The sequence below is a fragment of the Pseudoalteromonas sp. HM-SA03 genome (assembly GCF_002289345.1).
Taxonomy (GTDB): domain Bacteria; phylum Pseudomonadota; class Gammaproteobacteria; order Enterobacterales; family Alteromonadaceae; genus Pseudoalteromonas.
The window spans coordinates 1,358-23,338 of record NZ_NSDG01000099.1 but is presented as its reverse complement, the minus strand read 5'-3'; the positions used below and the strand labels follow the sequence as shown (position 1 = coordinate 23,338).

19 protein-coding genes and 1 pseudogene are annotated in these 21,981 nt (G+C 42.3%); 1 reads left to right on the top strand and 19 read right to left on the bottom strand.

Features of this window, described 5'->3' with window-relative positions:
- Positions 1-5: 5 nt before the first annotated feature.
- Positions 6-2,147 (top strand): winged helix-turn-helix domain-containing protein, encoded by a 2,142-nt coding sequence (locus tag CKO50_RS18910; RefSeq protein ID WP_095729407.1) that lies wholly within the window; start codon positions 6-8, stop codon positions 2,145-2,147.
- A 162-nt stretch (positions 2,148-2,309) separates the two neighbouring features.
- On the opposite strand, the gene CKO50_RS18905 is transcribed toward CKO50_RS18910, so the two are convergent.
- The 19 genes and pseudogenes from CKO50_RS18905 to CKO50_RS18815 form a co-directional block, all read right to left on the bottom strand.
- The gene (locus CKO50_RS18905) at positions 2,310-2,516 is read right to left on the bottom strand and encodes a hypothetical protein (protein WP_095729406.1); all 207 of its coding nucleotides are present in this window, start codon (positions 2,514-2,516) and stop codon (positions 2,310-2,312) included.
- 150 nt (positions 2,517-2,666) lie between these two features.
- Complete coding sequence (locus CKO50_RS18900) at positions 2,667-2,876, bottom strand: hypothetical protein (RefSeq protein ID WP_095729405.1); 210 nt, start codon at positions 2,874-2,876, stop codon at positions 2,667-2,669.
- 666 nt (positions 2,877-3,542) lie between these two features.
- Entirely contained in the window at positions 3,543-6,632 is a 3,090-nt protein-coding gene (locus tag CKO50_RS18895; protein WP_095729404.1) for an efflux RND transporter permease subunit, read from the bottom strand.
- Entirely contained in the window at positions 6,629-7,690 is a 1,062-nt protein-coding gene (locus CKO50_RS18890; RefSeq protein ID WP_095729403.1) for an efflux RND transporter periplasmic adaptor subunit, read from the bottom strand. Before CKO50_RS18890 ends, CKO50_RS18895 begins: the two co-directional genes overlap by 4 nt.
- A 729-nt stretch (positions 7,691-8,419) precedes the next feature.
- Positions 8,420-8,836 (bottom strand): F0F1 ATP synthase subunit epsilon, encoded by a 417-nt coding sequence (locus CKO50_RS18885; protein WP_010604138.1) that lies wholly within the window; start codon positions 8,834-8,836, stop codon positions 8,420-8,422.
- A gap of 13 nt (positions 8,837-8,849) precedes the next feature.
- On the bottom strand, positions 8,850-10,235 hold the full coding sequence (atpD, locus tag CKO50_RS18880; protein WP_017218546.1) for a F0F1 ATP synthase subunit beta: 1,386 nt from the start codon (positions 10,233-10,235) through the stop codon (positions 8,850-8,852).
- A 32-nt stretch (positions 10,236-10,267) separates the two neighbouring features.
- Positions 10,268-11,128 carry a F0F1 ATP synthase subunit gamma gene (atpG, locus tag CKO50_RS18875; RefSeq protein WP_095729402.1) on the bottom strand — a complete coding sequence of 287 codons (861 nt, stop codon included), beginning with the start codon at positions 11,126-11,128 and terminating at the stop codon, positions 10,268-10,270.
- A 52-nt stretch (positions 11,129-11,180) separates the two neighbouring features.
- Positions 11,181-12,722, bottom strand: coding sequence for a F0F1 ATP synthase subunit alpha (gene atpA, locus CKO50_RS18870; RefSeq protein ID WP_010376884.1), 1,542 nt, complete (start codon positions 12,720-12,722; stop codon positions 11,181-11,183).
- A 14-nt stretch (positions 12,723-12,736) separates the two neighbouring features.
- Positions 12,737-13,270 (bottom strand): F0F1 ATP synthase subunit delta, encoded by a 534-nt coding sequence (gene atpH, locus CKO50_RS18865; RefSeq protein ID WP_010604141.1) that lies wholly within the window; start codon positions 13,268-13,270, stop codon positions 12,737-12,739.
- A 16-nt stretch (positions 13,271-13,286) separates the two neighbouring features.
- Positions 13,287-13,757, bottom strand: coding sequence for a F0F1 ATP synthase subunit B (atpF, locus tag CKO50_RS18860; RefSeq protein WP_010376882.1), 471 nt, complete (start codon positions 13,755-13,757; stop codon positions 13,287-13,289).
- Positions 13,758-13,806: 49 nt separating this feature from the next.
- Positions 13,807-14,040: a F0F1 ATP synthase subunit C gene (gene atpE, locus CKO50_RS18855; protein ID WP_010376881.1), complete on the bottom strand. Its 234-nt coding sequence runs from the start codon at positions 14,038-14,040 to the stop codon at positions 13,807-13,809.
- Positions 14,041-14,118: 78 nt separating this feature from the next.
- Positions 14,119-14,976, bottom strand: coding sequence for a F0F1 ATP synthase subunit A (gene atpB, locus CKO50_RS18850; RefSeq protein ID WP_095729401.1), 858 nt, complete (start codon positions 14,974-14,976; stop codon positions 14,119-14,121).
- A 15-nt stretch (positions 14,977-14,991) separates the two neighbouring features.
- Positions 14,992-15,372: an ATP synthase subunit I gene (locus CKO50_RS18845; RefSeq protein ID WP_010604145.1), complete on the bottom strand. Its 381-nt coding sequence runs from the start codon at positions 15,370-15,372 to the stop codon at positions 14,992-14,994.
- Between the two features lie 289 nt (positions 15,373-15,661).
- Positions 15,662-16,600 carry a ParB/RepB/Spo0J family partition protein gene (locus CKO50_RS18840; protein ID WP_095729400.1) on the bottom strand — a complete coding sequence of 313 codons (939 nt, stop codon included), beginning with the start codon at positions 16,598-16,600 and terminating at the stop codon, positions 15,662-15,664.
- A 15-nt stretch (positions 16,601-16,615) separates the two neighbouring features.
- A complete protein-coding gene (locus tag CKO50_RS18835) occupies positions 16,616-17,401 on the bottom strand; it encodes a ParA family protein (protein ID WP_010376876.1) in 786 nt (261 codons plus the stop codon).
- A gap of 14 nt (positions 17,402-17,415) precedes the next feature.
- Positions 17,416-18,036, bottom strand: a complete 621-nt coding sequence (gene rsmG, locus CKO50_RS18830; protein ID WP_010376874.1) for a 16S rRNA (guanine(527)-N(7))-methyltransferase RsmG — start codon at positions 18,034-18,036, stop codon at positions 17,416-17,418.
- Positions 18,037-18,051: 15 nt separating this feature from the next.
- Positions 18,052-19,941, bottom strand: coding sequence for a tRNA uridine-5-carboxymethylaminomethyl(34) synthesis enzyme MnmG (gene mnmG, locus CKO50_RS18825; RefSeq protein WP_095729399.1), 1,890 nt, complete (start codon positions 19,939-19,941; stop codon positions 18,052-18,054).
- Positions 19,942-20,363: 422 nt separating this feature from the next.
- Positions 20,364-20,801, bottom strand: a complete 438-nt coding sequence (mioC, locus tag CKO50_RS18820; protein WP_010604148.1) for an FMN-binding protein MioC — start codon at positions 20,799-20,801, stop codon at positions 20,364-20,366.
- A 409-nt stretch (positions 20,802-21,210) separates the two neighbouring features.
- Positions 21,211-21,840, bottom strand: a pseudogene (locus CKO50_RS18815) (isocitrate lyase/phosphoenolpyruvate mutase family protein); the annotation flags it as partial.
- Positions 21,841-21,981 lie beyond the last annotated feature (141 nt).

The following is a 21,981-nucleotide window of genomic DNA, read 5'->3' as shown; positions in this document are numbered from 1 at the left end:
CAATCATGAATGGTAATAGTGTTAACAGGGCAATTTGGTTAGAAGATAAACAAATTACAGTTGGTCAATTTCAGATCGATTTCAAAAAAACACGCTTGTATGACAACAATGCCGTGAATGAAGCTGAGCGAGTAATTAAGCTCGAACCCTTAACCATGGAGCTTTTATGCTATCTGGTTAAGCGCCAAGGTGACTATGTAAGCCAAAAAGAGCTGCTTGATCATGTTTGGGATGGGCGCATCGTTTCAGACAACGCTATTCGCCGAGTGGTTAAAAAGCTCAGAGATGCGCTAGGTGACGATGTAAAGTCTCCTACCTATATAAAAACCGTGCCAAGCAAAGGCTACCTGCTTATTGCCGAAGTAAATATCGAGACGGTCACACAAGGTAACGACGCTGATCACACCGCTGGAAACATTAAAAACCCTAATAATAAAAACATTAAAAAAACTATTCAAAATCAAGCTAAGCATTTGTTTATATTACTTATAGTGTTCGCGTTTTCTTGTTATGTGGTTTACGCTTATATTTTGAAATCTACTACAAAAGAAATACAACAAGTAAAAGCAGTCACCAGTATGTCAGGTGAAGAGGATTGGGCGGATTACCACAAAGAATCGGATATGGTCGTCTACTCTCATCGTAAAGACGTGTCGGGTTTTTTTAACTTATATATTAAGTCTTTGTCAACCAACGTTACCAAAAGGCTAAGCTCAGGTGAGGCTAATTACTATTCCGCTAAATTCTCTAAAAATGGAAAGAAAATCGCTGCGCAAAAGCAAAAAGGCAATCATGTGGAACTAGTTATCTTATCGCTAAATGATGCGATGGATGTTTCTAAGGAAGAGGTGATCTATGAGTATGATACATCTCAACCAAATTTATCCTGGGCTCCAGACGATAGCGCACTGTACTTTTCCCTGAAAAAGCAATCGGATTACCCAAATACCATCTTTAAAATCGATATTAACAGTAAACGCCTAACTCAGATAACTTACCCAGACTTTAATCCTTATGGAGATTACTTTTCAGCAATTTCAGGAGATGGATCACGCCTTGGCGTTTTAAGATACTCAAATTATCAACGGACACACTTGATCATTTTAGAGTTAGCCTCAGGAAAAGTGCAGAGCAATACCGTACTTGACTTTATACCGCAAAATATCGTTTGGGATGAAAGCGGTTCAGGTCTTTATCTTTCAAATAATAATGAAATCTTCTTTTTTAACGCTCAGAAAAATGAGCTCACTCCCCGAGTGCAAACCGATTTTGGGCTATCTTCAATTTACAGTACCTGCGGAAAACATTGCTTGCTAGTAGGTAAGGAAGAAGAAAATGCACGTGATATTATTGAAGTTAAAAACCCATTTTTTAACAATGATATCAATAACTTATTTGAGTTTTCACTTACAGGAAAAGAGGGGCATCCCGATTATCTGGCAGACTCAAATAGCATTGTTTTCCGCTATGAATATGACAATATTCCACAAATCGTTACTTATTCAACATCAGGAAAAATGGAGTTTTTAACCGAGTTTGCTAAGCATCACAATATAAGCGACCTGGAGTATCACCCGAAACACCACTCCATACTCGGCATTTTAGACCGCCAACTATTTACCTTAGATATCAATAGCAAACAAATACACTATCTAACCACTCAGTTAGAAAATATTCAAAACCCGAGCTGGAGCAATGATGGACGTTCAATCTACTTCTCACGAAAAGAAGGAAACCAGTTTTGGCTTGTCCGCCAAGATGTCAACAACGGTAAATCAGAGCCACTGCTTTCTAATGTAATCAGTGCAAAAGAAGATCCCAAAGGACAGTACCTATATTATCAGCGCACTGATGGCCAATTATATCGAGCACCATTAGACACAATGAAAGAGAGTAAACCGATAGCAAAGCTAGAGTTAGCGTCTAATATTTCTTGGCACCTCACTTCTCAATACGTCTATTATTCTGTTTCAAACGGTTATAAGTATGACTTAGTTCGTACGGATTTGAATTCAGGCAAGTCTGAGCGAGCTTCTCTACTGAAATACGCATTCTACGCAAAATTTCAACTCCACCCGAGCGAACAAAAGCTATTGCTACTGCAACGAGCAACACCGAGTACAGACCTTTACAACGTCTATTTTTAACTCGATACAATAAAGTGTCCTCTGCATCACATATCGTTTTGCAGAGGACAACGAGCTAGAGCGATCATAGGTGTTAAAACGCCTTTCTCAACCTTTTACTATCTGACTTTAAAGAATCCAACTACCGAACGTAAGTATCAACTTGGCAGTCGAGTGTCATTATTACTCTTCCGTTAAATTATCTTCCGGCCAACACCTAGGGAAGTTTGGACAACTTGGAGTAATAATCTCACCATTTGGGGCACCTGTGGTGTTGGCGCCATTCGTGTAATAAGGTTGCTCAGAAGCCTTTGCTGGCGCCCATAGAATAAAAAACATGGTGCCGATAAAAAGTGATTTCATTGCTGTTGAGTTTATTTTAGAAAACATATTATATCCTTGTGTAATTTTTTAATTGATTTTTAATTATATTTTTTAATAGTGTTCATTCCGTAACATTATCACTACTGAGTACATCACCTAATTCCACTTTTTCAACATTAGAAATAGGATGTAATCAGTCTCTTCGATGAGATCGTTTTACTCTTTATTTGCGCTATGTTGTGACGTTGATGTTGGAGGAAGAACCGGCCAACACTTTGGAAAATTAGGACATGCAGGTGTGACGACAAAGTCATCCGTTACTGTCGCACTATCTTGACTGTTAGTATCTTGCTCATAAGCATTTACAGATACAGTAGTTAAAATAAGTAGAGTTGTTAGCGCTAGTTTTTTTAATGTAGAGAACATATTTATTTCCAATTTTTGAGTTTAATTTATATCGAGCTTCGAGTTGATGAATCTACTTTAAGCGTAAAAAGCCTATTTACCACCCTACCATTCATGACTACGCATTATTTCGATTAACCACATACCAAAAATAAAAATAAAACCAATAAAAACAATAACATGAAAAAAATCAATATTGCTATCTTTTATCTATTACTAAGTACTTGTTTGTTTTATTAGACTATTCATAGCGGATAGTCACAGGAGCATGAAGATGGAATAGGACCTGAATAGTTGTAATATGAGGATAAGCTAACAATGCCAACTAAATTTTAGCGTGCAAACCTCAACAATAAAACAAACCAATCACAATACTTTAACGCGAATTAACACACAATAATGGCTCCCAAGCTTACGGAAATCGGCTCGAAATGTTAAATAAGGAGGATTACCGGGTGTAATATTTGATTAATGCTTAACGTCACAGAGCTAAGCACAGACTCAAGTACTTTTGTACATTAAGGTATAATATTAAACATTTTGCAGTCTTGGCGAAGTTTCAACTTTACACACTTTAAAGCAAGACCTTAGCTCTAAAACTCATAAGAGTTACAACGTGAAAATACAACAATAAAAAGGCCACAACTAAGTGTGACCTTGACGGGATTCAACTAGGGTAAATAAAGACTATGAAACCATTTCAGCATGTGGAAAACGGGTTTCACGCTCTTTGTATTTGGCGAAAATGGGTAAACTTAGCAAGGCCGCCATAACAGAAAGAGAAAATATAGCACTGAATGTCATACCACCAACGATCACAATAGCCAAGCCACGATAAATCTCCGAACCCACGCCAGGAATAATTGCCAAAGGCAACATCCCAAAAATACTCGTCAGCGTACTCATATATATAGGCCTTGCTCGTGACTTAATCGCTAACTGAATTTTATCACCTATGGTATAGCGCAAATCCTCAAGTTCATTAAAATGACCAACAAACAGAATTGCATTATTAATAACAAGCCCAATTAGAATGATGAACCCCATCATTGAGATAACATCTAAAGGTTGATAGGTAAAAAGATTAACTGAATTGAGTGCTAACATCCCGCCAATTAATGCAATGGGTAACGATAGCATAATAGCCAAACCATTGCGGAAAGACTTAAACCACCCAGATACAAGTAAAAATAGAATTAGCATTGCAAAGCTAAACTGTTGCAGCATATCTGAAATAAGCTCGTTTAATTTACTCGCGCTACCACGATAAGACACCGAAACAGACTGTGGCATATGTTGCTCAATAATAGGCGTTACTTGAACTTTGAGCTCGTCAATAAAAGTAGATAAGGGAATGCTAGGCGGTGGCGTTACATTAATTGACAATGTACGAAAGCCATTTAGACGATATAAAGAACTTGGCCCAACATTCAATTCATAATCAACTAAGGTTCTTAACAGGGTAACTTTGTTCTCAAGTGGAAAATACAACGGTGTATCCATTACATTATTGATGGCATCCCAATCTTCCCCTTTGATATAGATTGGTAAGTTTTTTGTGCCATTAGAATATTCCCCAATGTAGACTCCGTCGGTCAGAGCGCGTAACTTCTGCGACAAATTATACTGGGACTCACCCAGCTCAAGCAGCTGATTGTCTTTTGGAGTAAAGATAATTTGTGGGTCATCATTATACAGCGGGGTGTTACTCCACGGGTTGGCATAACCCATATTGGTGTTTAGGTGCTCATACACTTCTCGCCCAATTAATTGCAAATCATCCAGCGACGTACCGGTAAAATCAATAGTAACCCGACGATTGGTAGACAAGCCAAAACCAAGTAAAGAGTTAAAATTGGCATACACATTCGCATGCGGAAAAGCCATTTCCAGTATATTTTTTACCCAGTGCTTTAATTGCTCAGCCTGCTCGGGTTCTTTGGGATATAGCACCAACTGGACCGATGAACTCCCCGAAACAAATGACAAAAATTTATCAATCAGCGGGCCTTGTTGCTGCTCCTGCTCCGCTTCAATCAGTTGATTTATGGGTATCAACAACTCGCTGGTTAACGCTTCATGATTCATACTTTGGTTGACATTAACAGACACGTTAACGCGCGTTCCTTCCACTTGCGGTAGAATGTTCAACTTAGGCGCGAGCAATATCAGCCCTGTGATAGGTATTACCACTAACAACAGGAGCATCGCATTTCGATTTCGTGAACTTACTACCATACGTGCAAGGCGTGCAGAGATTCTATCGACAAAGTCTCCCGTACTATTTACGGCTTTAATACTCGGTAAAATATAGCGTAAAAGCAGTGGTAACAGCAGTAAAGCAACAAACAAAGAAGCGCCTAGAGCCGATGAAATAGTAATGGCCAAATCGTGAAATAATTTACCCTCAGCACTTTGCATCAGAAGTATTGGAGCAAATACGATGATGCTAGATACCACTGAATTTACCAGTGCCCCCGATACCTCAACCATCGTTTTACGTATCGCATCTACAACACGCTCCCCCTGCTCTCGATATCGCACTGCCGTTTCAACCACGACGATTGCAGCATCCAAAATCATGCCCGTCGACAGAGCAATACCGGCAAGCGAGATCACATTAAATGTTCTACCCAAAACTTGCATAGCCAAAAACGTCGCCAAAATGGAAATTGGTAAACTGATGAATATCATCGCGATAACAGGGAGCTTTCTAACAAACAAAAATAGAATTAAAGTAGATAATACAATCCCAAGGATCAGGTTATTTTGCACCATACTTACTGCACTATTGATGGTTTTAGAATCATCCTTGGTCAATTCCATTTGTACACCTAGCTCAGGCAGTACTGTAGTATTGAGTTCAGTCATCACTTTTCTTAGCTGTGCCAAAGATGCCAAAGCATTTGAGCCAGTTGCAGCATTAACGCTGACATAAAAAGCTTGCTGTCGCTTCCAGTAAACCGGCGATGAATCAGTAACAAAAGCGTTTTCGATGTAGGCAACATCACCAAGTGTAACCACCTTTTGTTCATTCTTAGCGATAACTAGCCCATTGAGATCTGAGATATCGCGACGACCCTCAAAACGTACCGCAAAGTTGCGTGTACCTTGTTCAACGATACCGACACTTTGATCTAGAGAATTGCGCAAAATATTTAGCATTTGATCTATCGTCAACGTGTATTTAGTCAACTTTTCAGGGTCAAAAATAATGTCTATGCGCTGTTCAGTAGACGCCAAAGGCGAAAGGCTGCTAATTCCCGGAATCGCTAGGATTCTAGGTCTGACATATTTCTCAAATACCTCTGTGTATCTTGCTCGATCAGCCGGAACCCCTACACTATGAGGAAAAAGTACGAGGCCAGCAATGCTGCCTTTATTATCTTTTGACTTATTTTGAATGATTGGTTCTAGTGCTGTTTTAGGCCGCGTATTAAATTGATTCATCTTATCGATAACTTCAATATAAGCCTCCTGCATATCGGTACCGGGCTGAAAGGTCATATTTACCCAAGCAAATCCAGTCCCAGTATCGGTTTCATAACGCAACACTCCGGGCACTTTACTTAGCAGCTCCTCTACTGGTTCAACAATCTGACGTTCCATTTCCATGGGCGATGCGCCTGGCCAGAAGTTTCCTACAACAATTCGGTCTTCACCAATATCTGGAAGTAATTGAACAGGGAGTTTGGGTATAGCGGCAATACCCAAGATGATTATGATGAGAAAAAAACTCACTACGTAGTGAGGGTTTTTCAGTATTCTGTTATTCATAATTGAGCTACCCTTTCATCCACTTTTACTACATCACCGGGTTTCAAACCTAGCCCACCTCGAGTGACAACAACCTCTCCGGCAGATAGCGCACCACTCACGACATAATCACCATTAATACCTGCAAGTACCTTTACATTGGCTTTTTCTACTGAACTATCAGCTTTTAGCTTGTAAACAAAGCTGTCCTTTCCTCTTGGGATCAGCGCATCACCAGGGATAAGTAGACTATTTGGTATCGTAATTGTGAGTTGTATGGACAGGTTAGAGCCTAATACTAGTTTATCTTTCAGTTCAGGGTCCGGTTCAGCAAATAGCTTTACCGCGCCAGTTCCTACACTTACTTCAGGTACTACTCTAGCGACTTTGGCGGTGCCAATGCGCTTCGGTACCTGTAGCTCACTTTCGATGATCAGTTCGGCATGTTCATCAATATAATCAAGTAATTCAATGGGAAGCTGACTAGATAGCTCAATTGCTGCAAAATTATTGACTCTTGCAATTGCATCCCCTTCTTGGACAAACTCGCCTTTACGTACGAAGGTTTCTGCAACAAAGCCACTTTCTGAAGCACGAATTGTGCTTAGCGAAATATGTCTTTGAATTTCTGTCAGACTGACTTCAAGCTCAGATACCTTATTTTTGGCGCTCGCAAGCTCATAAGTAAGTTGATCTAGCTCTGATTGATTAACACTTTTAGTTTTTGATAAGGCTTCGAGTCGCTTTAACTCAACATTAAGGTGCTGTACCTGAGCCTCAGCTTGGTGAATCTCAAAGCGCTTTTTTTGCTCCGACAATGATAGAAATTGCGTATCCAATTGTGCAATCACATCGCCAGCATTTACTCGCTCTCCAAGCTTTTTAATCCTAAGAACGTGCGCACTGCTGTAACTAGATAGTACGATGGCATCTGAATCAACAACCTCTGCAACCAGCTTACTCATGATCCCTCGGCTATTTTCGACAACCGGAGCGGTAGTCACTATGCGTTGCGCTAAGCTGTGCTGAGACACAAGGAGTAGCAACAACAAACCGACTTGATGCGTAAAAATTTTCATAACTTGATCCCCGTTGATTTCACTTTTCTCTGTGTTTGTTTGGGTGAGTTTAGAGAGTAGGGAGTAAATACGAGAAGTGAAGTATTGTTACCTCACGCCACAACGTGTGACCAAGTAATTATTAGCATAATAAACATATAGTTATATAGAAAAACACAGAAAACAATGAATCGTGACTAGCAGCTTAAGCCTACAAATTTAGTACGTTAGCACTCCAAAAAAGAACGAACTAACACTGTTACAATAAGTTGGTAGCCACCTTGTGGCTCTCCTAGAGTAGGAAAGCTTAAATAATCTGAGGTTTGGATAAGAAACGAGCTAACTAATTGTTTTTAAAAATACATTAAATTATTTCCTTATCTAGCCAGAGAGTTTTAGGGATAACTAGACGAATTTACGCACCAATAGCTGGCTATTGGAAGTGAATTCAACGCAGTTAACGCAAAAACTGGCTGCTAGAAAGGCATTAATTATCCGAAGCTCAGGTTAAATAATGTATTAAGTAAACCAGACATTCTGAAACGAGGAATAGCTTGAGTAGTACAGCTTTCACCTCAAAATAGATCACTTAATTAAGTGATTGGTATAAACCCAAGTAGGCAACCTCAGTAAGAAACCTTGAGCTTTGTTTAGGTCGGCTTTATGCCTTCAAATTGATTGGGTGGTATACATCATGCATAAAAAAACCCACGCGATGCGTGGGTTTCTAATAACCAGATAGGTGGTTGCTTATTTGCGCAGCTGGCGAATAACGCGTAGTTGAGCAAGGGCTTCTTCTAGTTGTACTGCAGCTTGTTGGTAATCCAACTCACCGCTAGTACCAGAAGCCATTTGCGCTTGCGCTTCACGTTTAGCTTCTTCAGCAGCTTGCTCGTCAAGCTCTTCCGCACGAATAGCAACGTCCGCTAGAACAGTTACTGTTTGTGGTTGAACTTCAAGCGTACCGCCTGCAACGTAGATAACTTCTTCTGAGCTATCTGCTTTAACCAAACGTACCATACCAGGTTTTAGGCCAGTCAGTAGTGGTGCGTGACCTGGATGAATACCAAGCTCACCTTCACTACCTGTCACTTGGATAGTAGTCACAGCGCCAGAGAACAAGCTCTGCTCTGCGCTTACTACATCAAGGTGTACTGTCATTGCCATAACAACCTCCTAATTACATGTTTTTAGCTTTATCGATCGCTTCGTCGATTGAGCCAACCATGTAGAATGCCTGCTCAGGCATATCATCGTAATCACCGTTTAGGATGCCCTTAAAGCCAGAGATTGTGTCTTTAAGAGATACGTATTTACCGGGTGCACCTGTAAATACCTCAGCAACGAAGAACGGCTGAGATAGGAAACGCTGGATCTTACGTGCACGAGATACAACTTGCTTATCTTCGTCAGATAGCTCGTCCATACCTAGAATTGCGATGATGTCTTTCAGCTCTTTATAACGCTGAAGAACTGTCTGAACGCCACGTGCTGTGTCGTAGTGCTCTTGACCGATAACTTGTGGGTCAAGCTGACGTGAAGTTGAATCTAGAGGGTCTACCGCAGGGTAGATACCTAGAGACGCGATATCACGAGAAAGTACTACTGTCGCATCTAAGTGAGCAAACGTTGTTGCTGGAGATGGGTCAGTCAAGTCATCCGCAGGTACGTATACCGCTTGGATTGAAGTGATTGAACCTGTCTTAGTTGATGCGATACGCTCCTGTAGAACACCCATTTCTTCAGCTAGTGTAGGCTGGTAACCTACTGCTGAAGGCATACGACCTAGAAGTGCTGATACTTCAGTACCTGCTAGTGTATAACGGTAGATGTTATCTACGAAAAATAGTACGTCACGACCTTCGTCACGGAACTTCTCAGCCATTGTTAGACCAGTTAGTGCAACACGTAGACGGTTACCCGGTGGCTCGTTCATCTGACCATACACTAGTGATACTTTATCTAGTACGTTTGAGTCGTTCATCTCATGGTAGAAGTCATTACCCTCACGAGTACGCTCACCAACACCTGCGAATACTGAGTAACCGCTGTGCTCGATTGCGATGTTACGGATAAGTTCCATCATGTTTACGGTTTTACCTACACCCGCACCACCGAATAGACCAACTTTACCACCTTTAGCGAATGGACATACAAGGTCGATAACCTTGATACCAGTCTCTAGAAGCTCAACAGAGTTGCTCTGATCTTCGTATGATGGTGCTGCACGGTGAATAGACCAACGCTCTTCTTCACCGATAGGACCCGCTTCGTCAATCGCGTCACCAAGTACGTTCATGATACGACCTAGTGTTGCTGTACCAACTGGAACCTTAATTGGCTCAGCTGTACCTTGTACTGGAGTACCACGACGTAGACCGTCAGTACTACCTAGTGCGATACCACGTACCACACCGCCACCTAGCTGCTGTTGCACTTCTAGTGTCAAACCAGCTAAGTCGCCTTCTGTAACTTTTAGTGCGTCATATACGGCTGGCACGTTGTCTTGTGGAAACTCGATGTCCACAACGGCGCCGATAATTTGGACGACCTTACCTAAACTCATGTCTATTCCTCTTATTAAACTTTGCCGAAGCGTTACACGGCAGCCGAACCGCTCACAATCTCACTGATTTCTTGTGTGATTGCGGCTTGACGTGCCTTGTTGTATACCAGCTGTAGCTCATCAATCAGGCCACCTGCGTTATCAGTTGCGGCTTTCATCGCAACCATACGGGCAGCTTGCTCAGAGGCAGCATTCTCAACTACGCCTTGGTAAACCTGAGACTCAATAAAGCGCACAATAAGTGTCTCTAAAATCGCCTCTGGGCTTGGCTCATATAAGTAATCCCAAGCGTGAGCTGATACTTCTTCTTCAGCTTTTGGCAAAGGTAATAACTGATCGATAACAGGCTCTTGTTTCATTGTGTTGACAAACTTGTTGTACACAACGAATAAGCGGTCAATTTTGCCTTCTTCGTATGCATCTAGCATTACTTTTACAGGACCAATTACGTCCTGTATTGAAGGTGTATCTCCCAGCCCTGCCTTTTTGGCTTCAAGCGAACCACCAAAACGTTTAAAGAAACCAGCAGCTTTGCTACCTAGTGTTGCGAACGACGCCTCAACACCCTTTTCTTTCCACGTTTTCACGTCTTTCGCTACACGCTTAAACTCGTTTGAGTTTAAGCCACCACAAAGACCACGGTCTGTAGAGATAACGATATAACCAACTCGTTTCACATCACGCTCTTCTAGGAACGGGTGATGGAAATCAAGATTAGCCTGAGCAACACGACCGATCACTTTGCGTAAGTTTTCAGCGTATGGGCGACTAGACGCTACGCGTTCTTGTGCCTTCTTCATTTTAGAAGCGGCAACCATCTCCATTGCGCTGGTGATCTTTTGAGTATTCTTGATACTCCCGATCTTGCTTTTTATCTCTTTTCCGCTGGCCATGACTCTCTCTCCGAATCTCGGTGAGTAGTTACCTACTCACCTTAATAACACATTACCAAGTTTGCGTAGACTTGAACTTCTCAAGAAGCTCTTTAAGCTGCGCTTCGATCTCGGCGTTGTAGTTACCAGTTTCATTGATTTGAGCCATTAGCTCTGCGTACTCGCTCTTAGCAAATGCGATTAGGCTTGCTTCGAAATCAAGGATCTTGTTGATTTCGATATCTTTTAGGAAGCCTTTCTCTACTGCAAATAGCGATAATGACATATCAGCAACAGACATCGGTGCGTACTGTTTCTGCTTCATTAGCTCTGTTACACGCTCACCGTGTTCAAGCTGTGCACGTGTTGCATCATCAAGGTCAGAAGCGAACTGAGAGAACGCCGCTAGTTCACGGTACTGAGCTAGCGCTAGACGGATACCACCACCTAGTTTCTTAACAATCTTAGTTTGAGCTGCACCACCTACACGAGATACCGAGATACCAGCGTTAACCGCTGGACGGATACCTGCGTTGAACAAGTCAGTTTCTAAGAAGATCTGACCGTCAGTGATTGAGATAACGTTGGTAGGTACGAATGCAGAAACGTCACCACCTTGAGTTTCAATGATTGGCAATGCCGTCAATGAACCTGTTTTACCTTTCACTTCACCATTTGTGAACTTCTCAACGTAGTCAGCGTTTACACGAGACGCACGCTCTAGAAGACGTGAGTGAAGATAGAATACGTCACCTGGGTATGCTTCACGGCCTGGTGGACGCTTAAGTAGTAGTGAGATTTGACGGTAAGCAACAGCTTGCTTAGACAAATCATCATATACGATTAGTGCATCTTCACCGCGGTCACGGAAGTATTCACCCATAGTACAACCAGAAAACGGCGCTAGGAATTGTAGCGCTGCAGATTCTGATGCAGAAGCAACTACTACGATAGTGTTTGCAAGTGCACCGTGCTCTTCTAGTTTACGTACTACGTTAGCAATTGTTGACGCTTTTTGACCAACCGCTACGTACACACACTTAACGCCTGTGTCTTTTTGGTTGATGATAGCATCGATTGCTAGTGCTGTTTTACCAGTCTGACGGTCACCGATCACAAGCTCACGCTGACCACGACCAACTGGGATCATCGCATCGATAGACTTATAACCAGTTTGTACTGGCTCATCTACTGATTGACGCTCGATTACGCCAGGTGCGATTTTTTCAACTGGTTCAAAACCATCGTTATCAACAGCGCCTTTACCGTCAATTGGCTCACCAAGCGTGTTAACAACACGACCTAGTAGACCACGGCCTACTGGTACTTCAAGGATACGACCAGTTGATTTAACTTTTACGCCTTCTTTAAGGTCAGCGTATGGACCCATTACTACAGCACCTACTGAGTCACGCTCAAGGTTTAGTGCGATAGCATAACGGTTGCCAGGAAGCTCGATCATCTCACCCTGCATACAGTCAGCAAGACCGTGGATACGGATGATACCGTCGGTAACAGATACGATAGTACCTTCGTTACGCGCTTCACTTACAACTTCAAACTGCTCAATGCGTTGCTTGATCAGTGCAGAAATTTCTGTGGAATTAAGTTGCATGCTCTTTTTCCCAATTACGATTGTAGCGACGTCGCAAGACGATCTAACTTGCCGCGAACAGAACCGTCGATTACGGTGTCACCGGCTTTAATCACTAGGCCACTTACAATGGCTTCGTCGATGCTACAATTCAGCTTAACTTTGCGTGCGAAACGTTTCTCAAGTGCCGCGACCAATTTTGCTTGCGTATCATCTGCAAGCACTGTTGCTGAAACCACATCTACTTCGATTTCTTTGTCATAGTCTGCTTTTAATTCTGCAAACAATTCTGCAACAGCTGGGATGGCGGCTAAACGCTCATTTTCGGCCATCAGCTTGATAAGATTTTGACCTTGTTCGTTGAGTTGCTCAGCACATAACTTGATAATGATTTCAGACTGCTGTGATTCAGTAGCGATGCTACCAAGTAGCGCCTGAACCTGCTCGTCGCTGGTAACTTGACCAGCGAAGAACAGCATTTCATTCCAAGCTTCAACTGTGCCTTTTTCAACGGCAAGTTCAAAAGCCGCTTTAGCGTATGGGCGAGCGATAGTAGTCAATTCAGACATGCTCATACCCTCCTACTTAAAGCTCAGCGACAAGTTTTTCAACGATGTCACTGTGTGTGGCTTGATTGATTTCACGCTCTAAAATCTTCTCAGCGCCTGCGATAGAAAGTGCAGCGACTTGTGAACGCAGCTCTTCTTTCACACGGTTGCGCTCAGACTCAATTTCAGAGTGTCCCTGAGCAATGATTTTTTCACGCTCTTGCTGACCACGAGTAGTCTCTTCGTCAACAATTAGCGCAGCACGCTTCTTAGCTTGTTCGATGATTTCAGCCGCTTGTGCTTTCGCTTCTTTCAACTGTTCAGCACCTTGTGCACGTACGCGCTCAAGTTCTTTCTCAGCTTCATCAGATGCCGCTAAACCATCTTCGATTTTCTTCTGGCGAGCTTCAATCGCACCATTTAGTGGTGGCCATACGAACTTCATACAGAACCATACGAAGACCACAAATGCGATTAATTCACCTATTAGAGTGGCGTTTAAGTTCACGACCGCTCCTCCTTACTTGACAGTTGTTCGTTTCAGGTATTTTGCAATATTAAAGAGCGAACAACATGTACATAGCGATACCTACACCGATCATTGCAACGGCATCGATAAGACCAGCTAGGATGAACATTTTAACCTGTAGTGAAGGCGCAAGCTCAGGTTGACGAGCACATGCTTCTAGGAACTTACCACCCATGTTACCGAAGCCTAGTGCAGTACCGATAGCACCAAAACCGATTAGTAGTGCAACAGCGATAAGTTTAATAGCAACTGCGATTTCCATTTTTATCTCCAAAGTTTTAATAGTAAATTAAAGTTTAAGTTTAAATTTAAGTTGTAAAAATCTTTATTATTCAGCAGATTAGTGACTTTCTGTACTAGCCATGCTGAGGTAAACGATAGTCAGCATCATAAATACGAATGCCTGAAGTACGATTACCATAATGTGGAATACTGCCCACACGAAGTGCAGTGGTAACTGCATCAAACCAATTGCACCGATAAGGATGAAGATCATCTCACCTGCGTATAAGTTACCGAACAAACGTAGTGCTAGCGAGAACGGCTTAGCAACCAATGCGATTGTTTCAAGTAGTAAGTTAAACGGGATCAACACTGCCATCATTAGTTTGTTTTTAGAGCTAAATGGGTGCAATGTTAATTCTGCAACAAAGCCACCGATGCCTTTGATTTTAATTGAATAACCGATCATCAGAATAAACACACCTAGCGCCAGTGCAGCTGTCATGTTTAAGTCTGTTGTAGGTACAATCTTCATGTACACATCGTGTGAATCCATACCAAATGCTTGTTCACCAACAAAGCCAGCGAATGCAGGTAGGAAGTCAACTGGAACTAAGTCCATCAAGTTCATTAGGAATACCCAAACGAAGATCGTTAGGGCTAAAGGTGCAACTAACTTGCTGTTACCATGATAAGTGTCACGTACGTTGGCACCAACGAACTCAACAACCATCTCGATAAAGCACTGGAATTTCCCAGGAACACCTATAGTGGATTTTTTAGCGGCACTTCGGAAGATCCATAAAAATATCAGACCTAAACCGATTGACCATGCGAGGGTATCTACATGCCATGTCCAGAAACCACTATCCGCACATGCTTTGTTGAAGGCAAGACCGGCATCGGTCGAGCACATCTTGGCATTGGTCAAGTGGTGCTGAATATGGCTTGATAGAGTAACTTCTTCTGCAGCCATGTTTTATCCCAAAAGTTAATGATTAAAAAAAATCAGGACCAACCATTGTGTCAGCATCACGAGCATATACGCGCCAAAGAAAGGCAGCATCATTACTGAAAAATGCTTAAAAATCAGTGCAAAGAGCACAACAGTTAGCAAAAATTTTAATCCATTTCCTCGTTTTATCGAGGAATATACTTGATTTGCTTTGCTTGCACCCATAAATCGAAAGGCATAAGCAGCAAATACAAAATTAGGGAGTACCAACACAGCGCCGCCAGCTAATGCTGAAACTCCGGCTTGTACTCCCCAACCTATAAAAACGATTACTGCAGCGACTAATGCTACGATACCCTGAATCAAAACACCTTGTAATGCGGCTCGCCTGTATGGGCGGGCTAACGAATGAGTCACTTTATATTAACCTTAATGACGTTAAATTTTATCAGGGTATGAAAACTGGCGAAATTATACTTGTTTCTGCTTAATTTGCAACTTGACGAGGTGAAATGTGACGTTTTTTGGACGCCAAATAGGTCAAAATTTGTTAGGGAGGAAGGCTTAAATTAAAGCCTGAACAAGAGTGGCTATTTTTCCATCAAAGTTCTTCGTATTCTCGCTATTTCGCAGCATATTGGTGAGGAAATAGCGGCGCAAAATAAAGCACCGCATTCACGTATTGGCCAATTAGTTAAGTTTACCGTTAGTCAGCTTCATTCATTTCAGGGTTAATACGCCCCAAAATACCATCAAGCTCATCTAAACTAGCATAGGAAATAACCAGTTTACCTTTACCTTTTTGGTTGTAGTTGATCTCAACTTTTGCGCCTAAGTTTTCCTGTAATTGCTGTTCAAGTAACTTCACATCAGGATCTTTTTGCTTCGCTTCTTTTTTCTCGACAGGCTCTAAAATGGTACGAACCAGTTTTTCGGTTTCTCTTACGGTTAATCCTTTGGCCACAGCAGTTCTTGCCGCTTCAGATTGCGCTTCACCAGTTAGGGCAAGTAAACAGCGAGCATGGCCCATTTCTATGTCGCCATGTTCCAACAAGATTTTTACATCATCGTTGAGATTGTTGAGACGAAGTAAATTGGTGACCGTCGTACGCGATTTACCCACCGCATCGGCAACTTGCTGATGCGTGAGTTCAAATTCATTAAGCAAACGATCTAGAGCAATTGCTTCTTCCATTGCATTGAGGTCTTCACGCTGAATATTTTCAATAAGCGCAATAGCAACAGCCGCTTCATCCGGCACATCTTTGATTAAACAAGGAACGGTATCTTGCTTAGCCAACTGTGCCGCACGCCAGCGTCTTTCACCGGCAATAATTTCAAAGCTTTGCGTGGCAACTTTACGCACCACAATTGGCTGTAAAATCCCCTGTGAACGGATCGAACTGGCCAGTTCCTCAAGTGCCTGCTCTGACATATCTTTGCGCGGCTGATACTTACCCGGCTTTAGCCACTCAATAGGTAATCGTTGTAACTCTTGTTCAACCGCCGATTCAGCAGGCGCTTCACTGACTGTCGCAACCGCTTCTTGTTGATTAGGTACAGGTGCTGCAGTACTTGGATTAGGTTTAGCTGAGCTGAGTAGGGCATCCAACCCTCGGCCTAAACCACGTTTTTTAACCGACATGTTCTTTTTATCCTCTTAGGCAACCGCAGCTGCTTGCTTTTCTTTGCGTCTTAGCATTTCACCCGCTAGCGCTAGATAAGCTTTCGCACCGCTTGATGCTCTATCATAATACATCGCAGGCGCTCCAAAACTTGGCGCCTCCGCTAATCGCACATTACGAGGGATCACAGTCCGGTACACTTTATCGCCAAAGTGTTGTTTTAACTGCTCAGATACGTCGTTAGCTAGACGATTACGCGGGTCATACATAGTGCGTAAAATGCCTTCAATTTGCAATCCTGGATTCACCAATTTACCGAGTTGGGTAATGGTGTCCATTAAAGCTGTTAATCCCTCCAGTGCATAATATTCACACTGCATTGGAACTAAAACTGCATCCGCCGCAGCCATGGCATTTACCGTTAGCATATTTAATGAAGGTGGACAGTCGATGAATATATACTCATATTTATCTTTTATCGTCTCAAGGGCGTTGCGTAGTCTCACTTCGCGCGCAAACAACTCCATCAGTTTGACTTCTGCCGCGGTTACATCCCCATTGGCTGCGATCAAATGATACTCACCACTGGTTTCTGTGGTGATCACTTGATCCATTGGCGCTTCTTCGATCAACAGATCATAAACCGTTGCGACATCGGCGTATTTATCGACGCCACTGCCCATGGTTGCATTACCTTGGGGATCGAGATCGATCAACAGAACTTTACGTTTAGTCGCCGCCATGGACGCGGCTAAATTCACCGCAGTGGTTGTTTTACCAACACCACCTTTTTGGTTTGCTATTGCAATGACTCTTGCCACATTGTCCTCGACAATTAATCTTTAGAAAGAATGATTAAATGGCGCTCACCTTCAAGCTTGGGCACCACTAAACTAATATCTTGCGATAAACTCACGCCGTTTGGTAATTGTTCTAGCTCATCCGCAGGGTATTGACCCTTTAGTGCTAAGAATACACCTTGGTTATCGATTAAATGTGAACACCACTGGATCATATCTTGTAGTGATGCAAAAGCACGGCTGAGTACACCGTCTAATTTAACACTTGGCTGATATTCTTCAACTCGAGACTGCACAGGGGTTACATTCTCAATGCCAAGCCCATGTTTTACCTGCATTAAAAATCGAACCCTTTTACCAAGGCTATCAAGAAGAACAAAATTGATGTCCGGTCTAGCTATCGCTAAAACCATACCCGGTAAACCCGGTCCGGTGCCAACATCAATATAGTTACTGCCTGTTAAGTGTGGCGCAACAACCAAAGAATCCATGATGTGTTTTACCATCATTTCTTTTGGGTCACGAACGGAAGTGAGGTTGTAGGCTTTGTTCCATTTATCCAGCAGCTGGACATATTCGACCAACTGCTGCTTTTGTTGTTCGCTGAGCTCGATTGAGGTATCAGCGAGTAATTCATTCAATTGTTCTAGTAACACAGTGTTCCACTGCTATTACGCCGACTTACGTAATAGCCCTTGCTTTTTCAGATACACTAATAATAGCGAAATAGCAGCAGGGGTGATACCAGAAATACGTGAAGCTTGGCCAATCGTTTGTGGACGAGCATCACTCAGCTTTGCCACAACCTCATTTGACAGGCCGCTTACCTGGCCATAATCAAACTCAGCAGGCAGTAATGCCTCTTCATGACGAAGTTGCTTATTAATCTCATCTTGTTGACGCGCAATGTAACCGGCGTACTTAGTTTGGATCTCAACCTGTTCAAGGGCTGGAATATTATCAAACTCAGATCCTAATCCTTCGATTGCCATCAGGTCGTGATAATTAACCTCTGGACGGCGGATCAGATCTTCAAGACTGGCTTCGCGTACCAGTGGTTTTTTCAATAATCCATTTACCGCTTCAAGTGCAGGGTGATCTTTATGGATCCAAGTATTGCGCAGACGCTGTGCTTCTTGTTCCATAACTTCAAGCTTGTCGTTGTATGCAGCCCAGCGTTCATCGTCAACTAAACCTAATTCACGACCTTTTTCCGTTAGACGTAAATCCGCATTGTCTTCACGCAGTAACAAACGGTATTCAGCACGAGAGGTAAACATACGATAAGGTTCTTTTGTACCAAGCGTTGCTAAGTCGTCAATCAACACACCGGCATAAGCTTCATCACGGCGCGGTGTCCATGCTTCACGACCTTGAACTTGAAGGGCTGCGTTCATACCCGCAATCAAACCTTGGGCACCAGCTTCTTCATAACCGGTTGTACCGTTTATTTGACCTGCAAAGAATAAGCCATTGATAAACTTAGTTTCTAATGATTGTTTAAGGTCACGGGGATCGAAGAAGTCGTACTCAATTGCATAACCAGGACGACAAATATGCGCATTCTCAAAGCCTTTAATAGAACGCACGATCTCCAGTTGGATATCAAATGGTAAGCTGGTGGAGATACCATTTGGATACAGTTCGTATGACGTTAAGCCTTCAGGCTCTACGAAGATCTGATGTTTTTCTTTATCAGCAAAACGCACAATCTTATCTTCGATGGAAGGGCAGTAACGCGGACCAATCCCCTCAATCACGCCAGCATACATCGGCGAACGATGTAAGTTATTGCGGATCACATCATGGGTTTTTTCATTGGTATAGGTGATATAACAAGGGATCTGTTTTGGATGATCAGACACTTTGCCCATAAACGAGAAAACCGGAGTAGGGGTATCGCCTGGTTGCTCTTGCATTACTGAAAAATCAACCGTTCTTGCGTCGATACGTGGTGGGGTGCCTGTTTTTAGACGATCAACTCGAAACGGCATTTCACGTAAACGCTCAGCCAAAGCGATAGAAGGAGGATCGCCAGCACGGCCGCCTTTGAAGTTTTCTAAACCAATATGGATCTGGCCACCCAAGAAAGTACCAACCGTTAGCACCACTGAAGAAGCACTAAAGCGCAAACCCATTTGAGTTACGACACCTTTGACCTGATCGCCTTCAACAATCAGATCATCACAAGATTGTTGGAAGATCTTTAAGTTTTCTTGATGTTGCAAAATATCTTGGATCGCAGCTTTATACAATGCGCGATCTGCCTGAGCACGAGTCGCTCGTACTGCAGGGCCTTTCGATGAATTAAGCGTTCGAAATTGGATCCCTCCTTTGTCGATTGCTTTGGCCATTGCACCACCAAGCGCATCGATCTCTTTAACCAAATGACCTTTACCAATCCCACCAATAGCTGGGTTACACGACATTTGGCCTAAGGTATCCATATTGTGTGTTAACAATAAGGTATTCATACCCATACGTGCAGCTGCAAGTGCAGCTTCAGTGCCTGCGTGTCCACCACCAACAACGATGACATCAAAATGTTCATGATAAATCATTTACGGGATCCTACTTAAAACAACCGAGCAAATTTAGAAAGGATGCGTATTCTACCTAGAATTAACCAGAAGTGAAATGGTTAAACTTTGCACAACGCAAAAAAGAGATCACTTAAAATATATAAGGATCTTTTTAAAGATCTTTATTGATCTTACTACTACTGATCCTTTGATCTGTGAATAGTTTTGTATTCCTGTTTAGATCCAACTGCTTAACTAAGATCAATTGGTGTGAATTAGATCGGATCAATGGGCTTAAAACCTTTGATCAACTTGCCACTTTATTCACAGCGCTAGATCTGAATTATTTTATCCAATGGATAAGTAAGCGTAGATCAGCAGTTAGATCATAGGTTATCCACAATACGATCTAAAATAGACTGAATTTGTGAATAACTTCTGTGTATTTCAGTGTCGCGCCGTTAAGCGACACATTCAACAAACTTAGGTAACCAAGCAATAGCAGTATCTTCTGGTAGATCTGGGTGTAAAACATCGATCTTTTCTATGTCTAACAGCTGTGTTGCACCTTTTTCTTTAAGTAGATCAGCAAGATTAATAGCTGCATGATTAAAGGTGTCATAACTTGAATCACCAATTCCCACTACCGCAAAGCGTAACTGGCTTAGATCCGAGCTCGCTTTTAATGCTGATATAAAAGGTAATAAGTTTTCTGGATAGTCACCGGCCCCATAGGTTGATGTCACCACCAGCCACAGTGCTTGTTGACAAGCTTCAAGCTCGGGTTTTTCATGCAAATTCACGGTATAACCTTGAGATTCAAGCGATTCCATAAGCTGTTCAGCAACGTATTCTGCTGATCCCATTTGGCTGCCTACAATAAGATCTAAAGTTTGCATTGTTACCCTCACCTAAGTCGTATTGCGCGCCATCTTAGCGTTTAACGTGAATATGTAAAGAGGGCTTTGAAGTTATTGGATAAAAATATTTGCACAAATAGTGTGTAATTTTTAGTGTTTTTACTTATCTATATGAAATAAAGGCATAAAATAAAATATTCCTAAGTTTAACTCGGTGATTTATTTGTGGATAATCTATGGGATAGCTGAGCCTAAAAATACTTTTTTAAGCCAAGGCTCATGCTTGAAACGGTAAGAACACCGCTGTTTTTGAACAAATTTTGAGGTTGTGGATGAGGTGTTGTGGATAACGATCTAAAAGCTGGAAGTCGATCCAGACTTTTAGATCTATATAGTTAGATCCATATAATAAAAGAATCTAAAAAAACGGTCAGATCTTGGGATTAATTTAGTTTGACAGCCAAGTTGTGCGAACTGATTGTTCAAATAAGAAGTCTACAGCATGTTCTTCGAGCAGCCTTCTGGTGGCTGATTCTTGTAGTGCTATCACATGATCGCTGAGTGCATTACCCGATGAGATACGTTTGACTCCTAACTCTGCTAACGCCTGTTTATCACTAAATCCGGGCAACAGCATCACATTGACTGGAATTGAAAGCAGGGCTGTTAGGCGTTTTATCATGGTGGTGTTGGTTAAACCGGGAATAAAAAAGCCGTCGCAACCAGCTGCTTGATAGGCGAGTGCACGCTCATGCAGCGCCGCTTCAGTCCACTGTGGTTGTAAGCAAAGATCGCAACGGGCATTAATAAAAAAATGATCGAAACCGCCATGACGTAAAGCTTGTTTGGTTGCCTGCAATAACGCTTGGTGTGCTTTTATATCGCGTAAGCTGCTCTGGTCACTGGGTTTGTCTTCAATATTGATACCTGCAACGCCAAGGTCGGCCAATTGGATAATATGGTTGATGATCTGATTTTGATCCGCGCTGTAGCCTGCCTCAATATCAACACTTAATGGAATAGTGATCACCTTAAGGATGGCACTTACTGTTTGTAGTACACGGTCAAATGTAAGTTGTTCTCCATCTTTTTAACCTGAGGTTTGGATAAGAAATGAGCTAACTCATTATTTTTAAAATCATATTAAATTATTTCCTTGTCTAGCCAGAGAGTTTTGGGGATAGCTAGGCGAATTTACGCCNNCCAATAGCTGGCTATT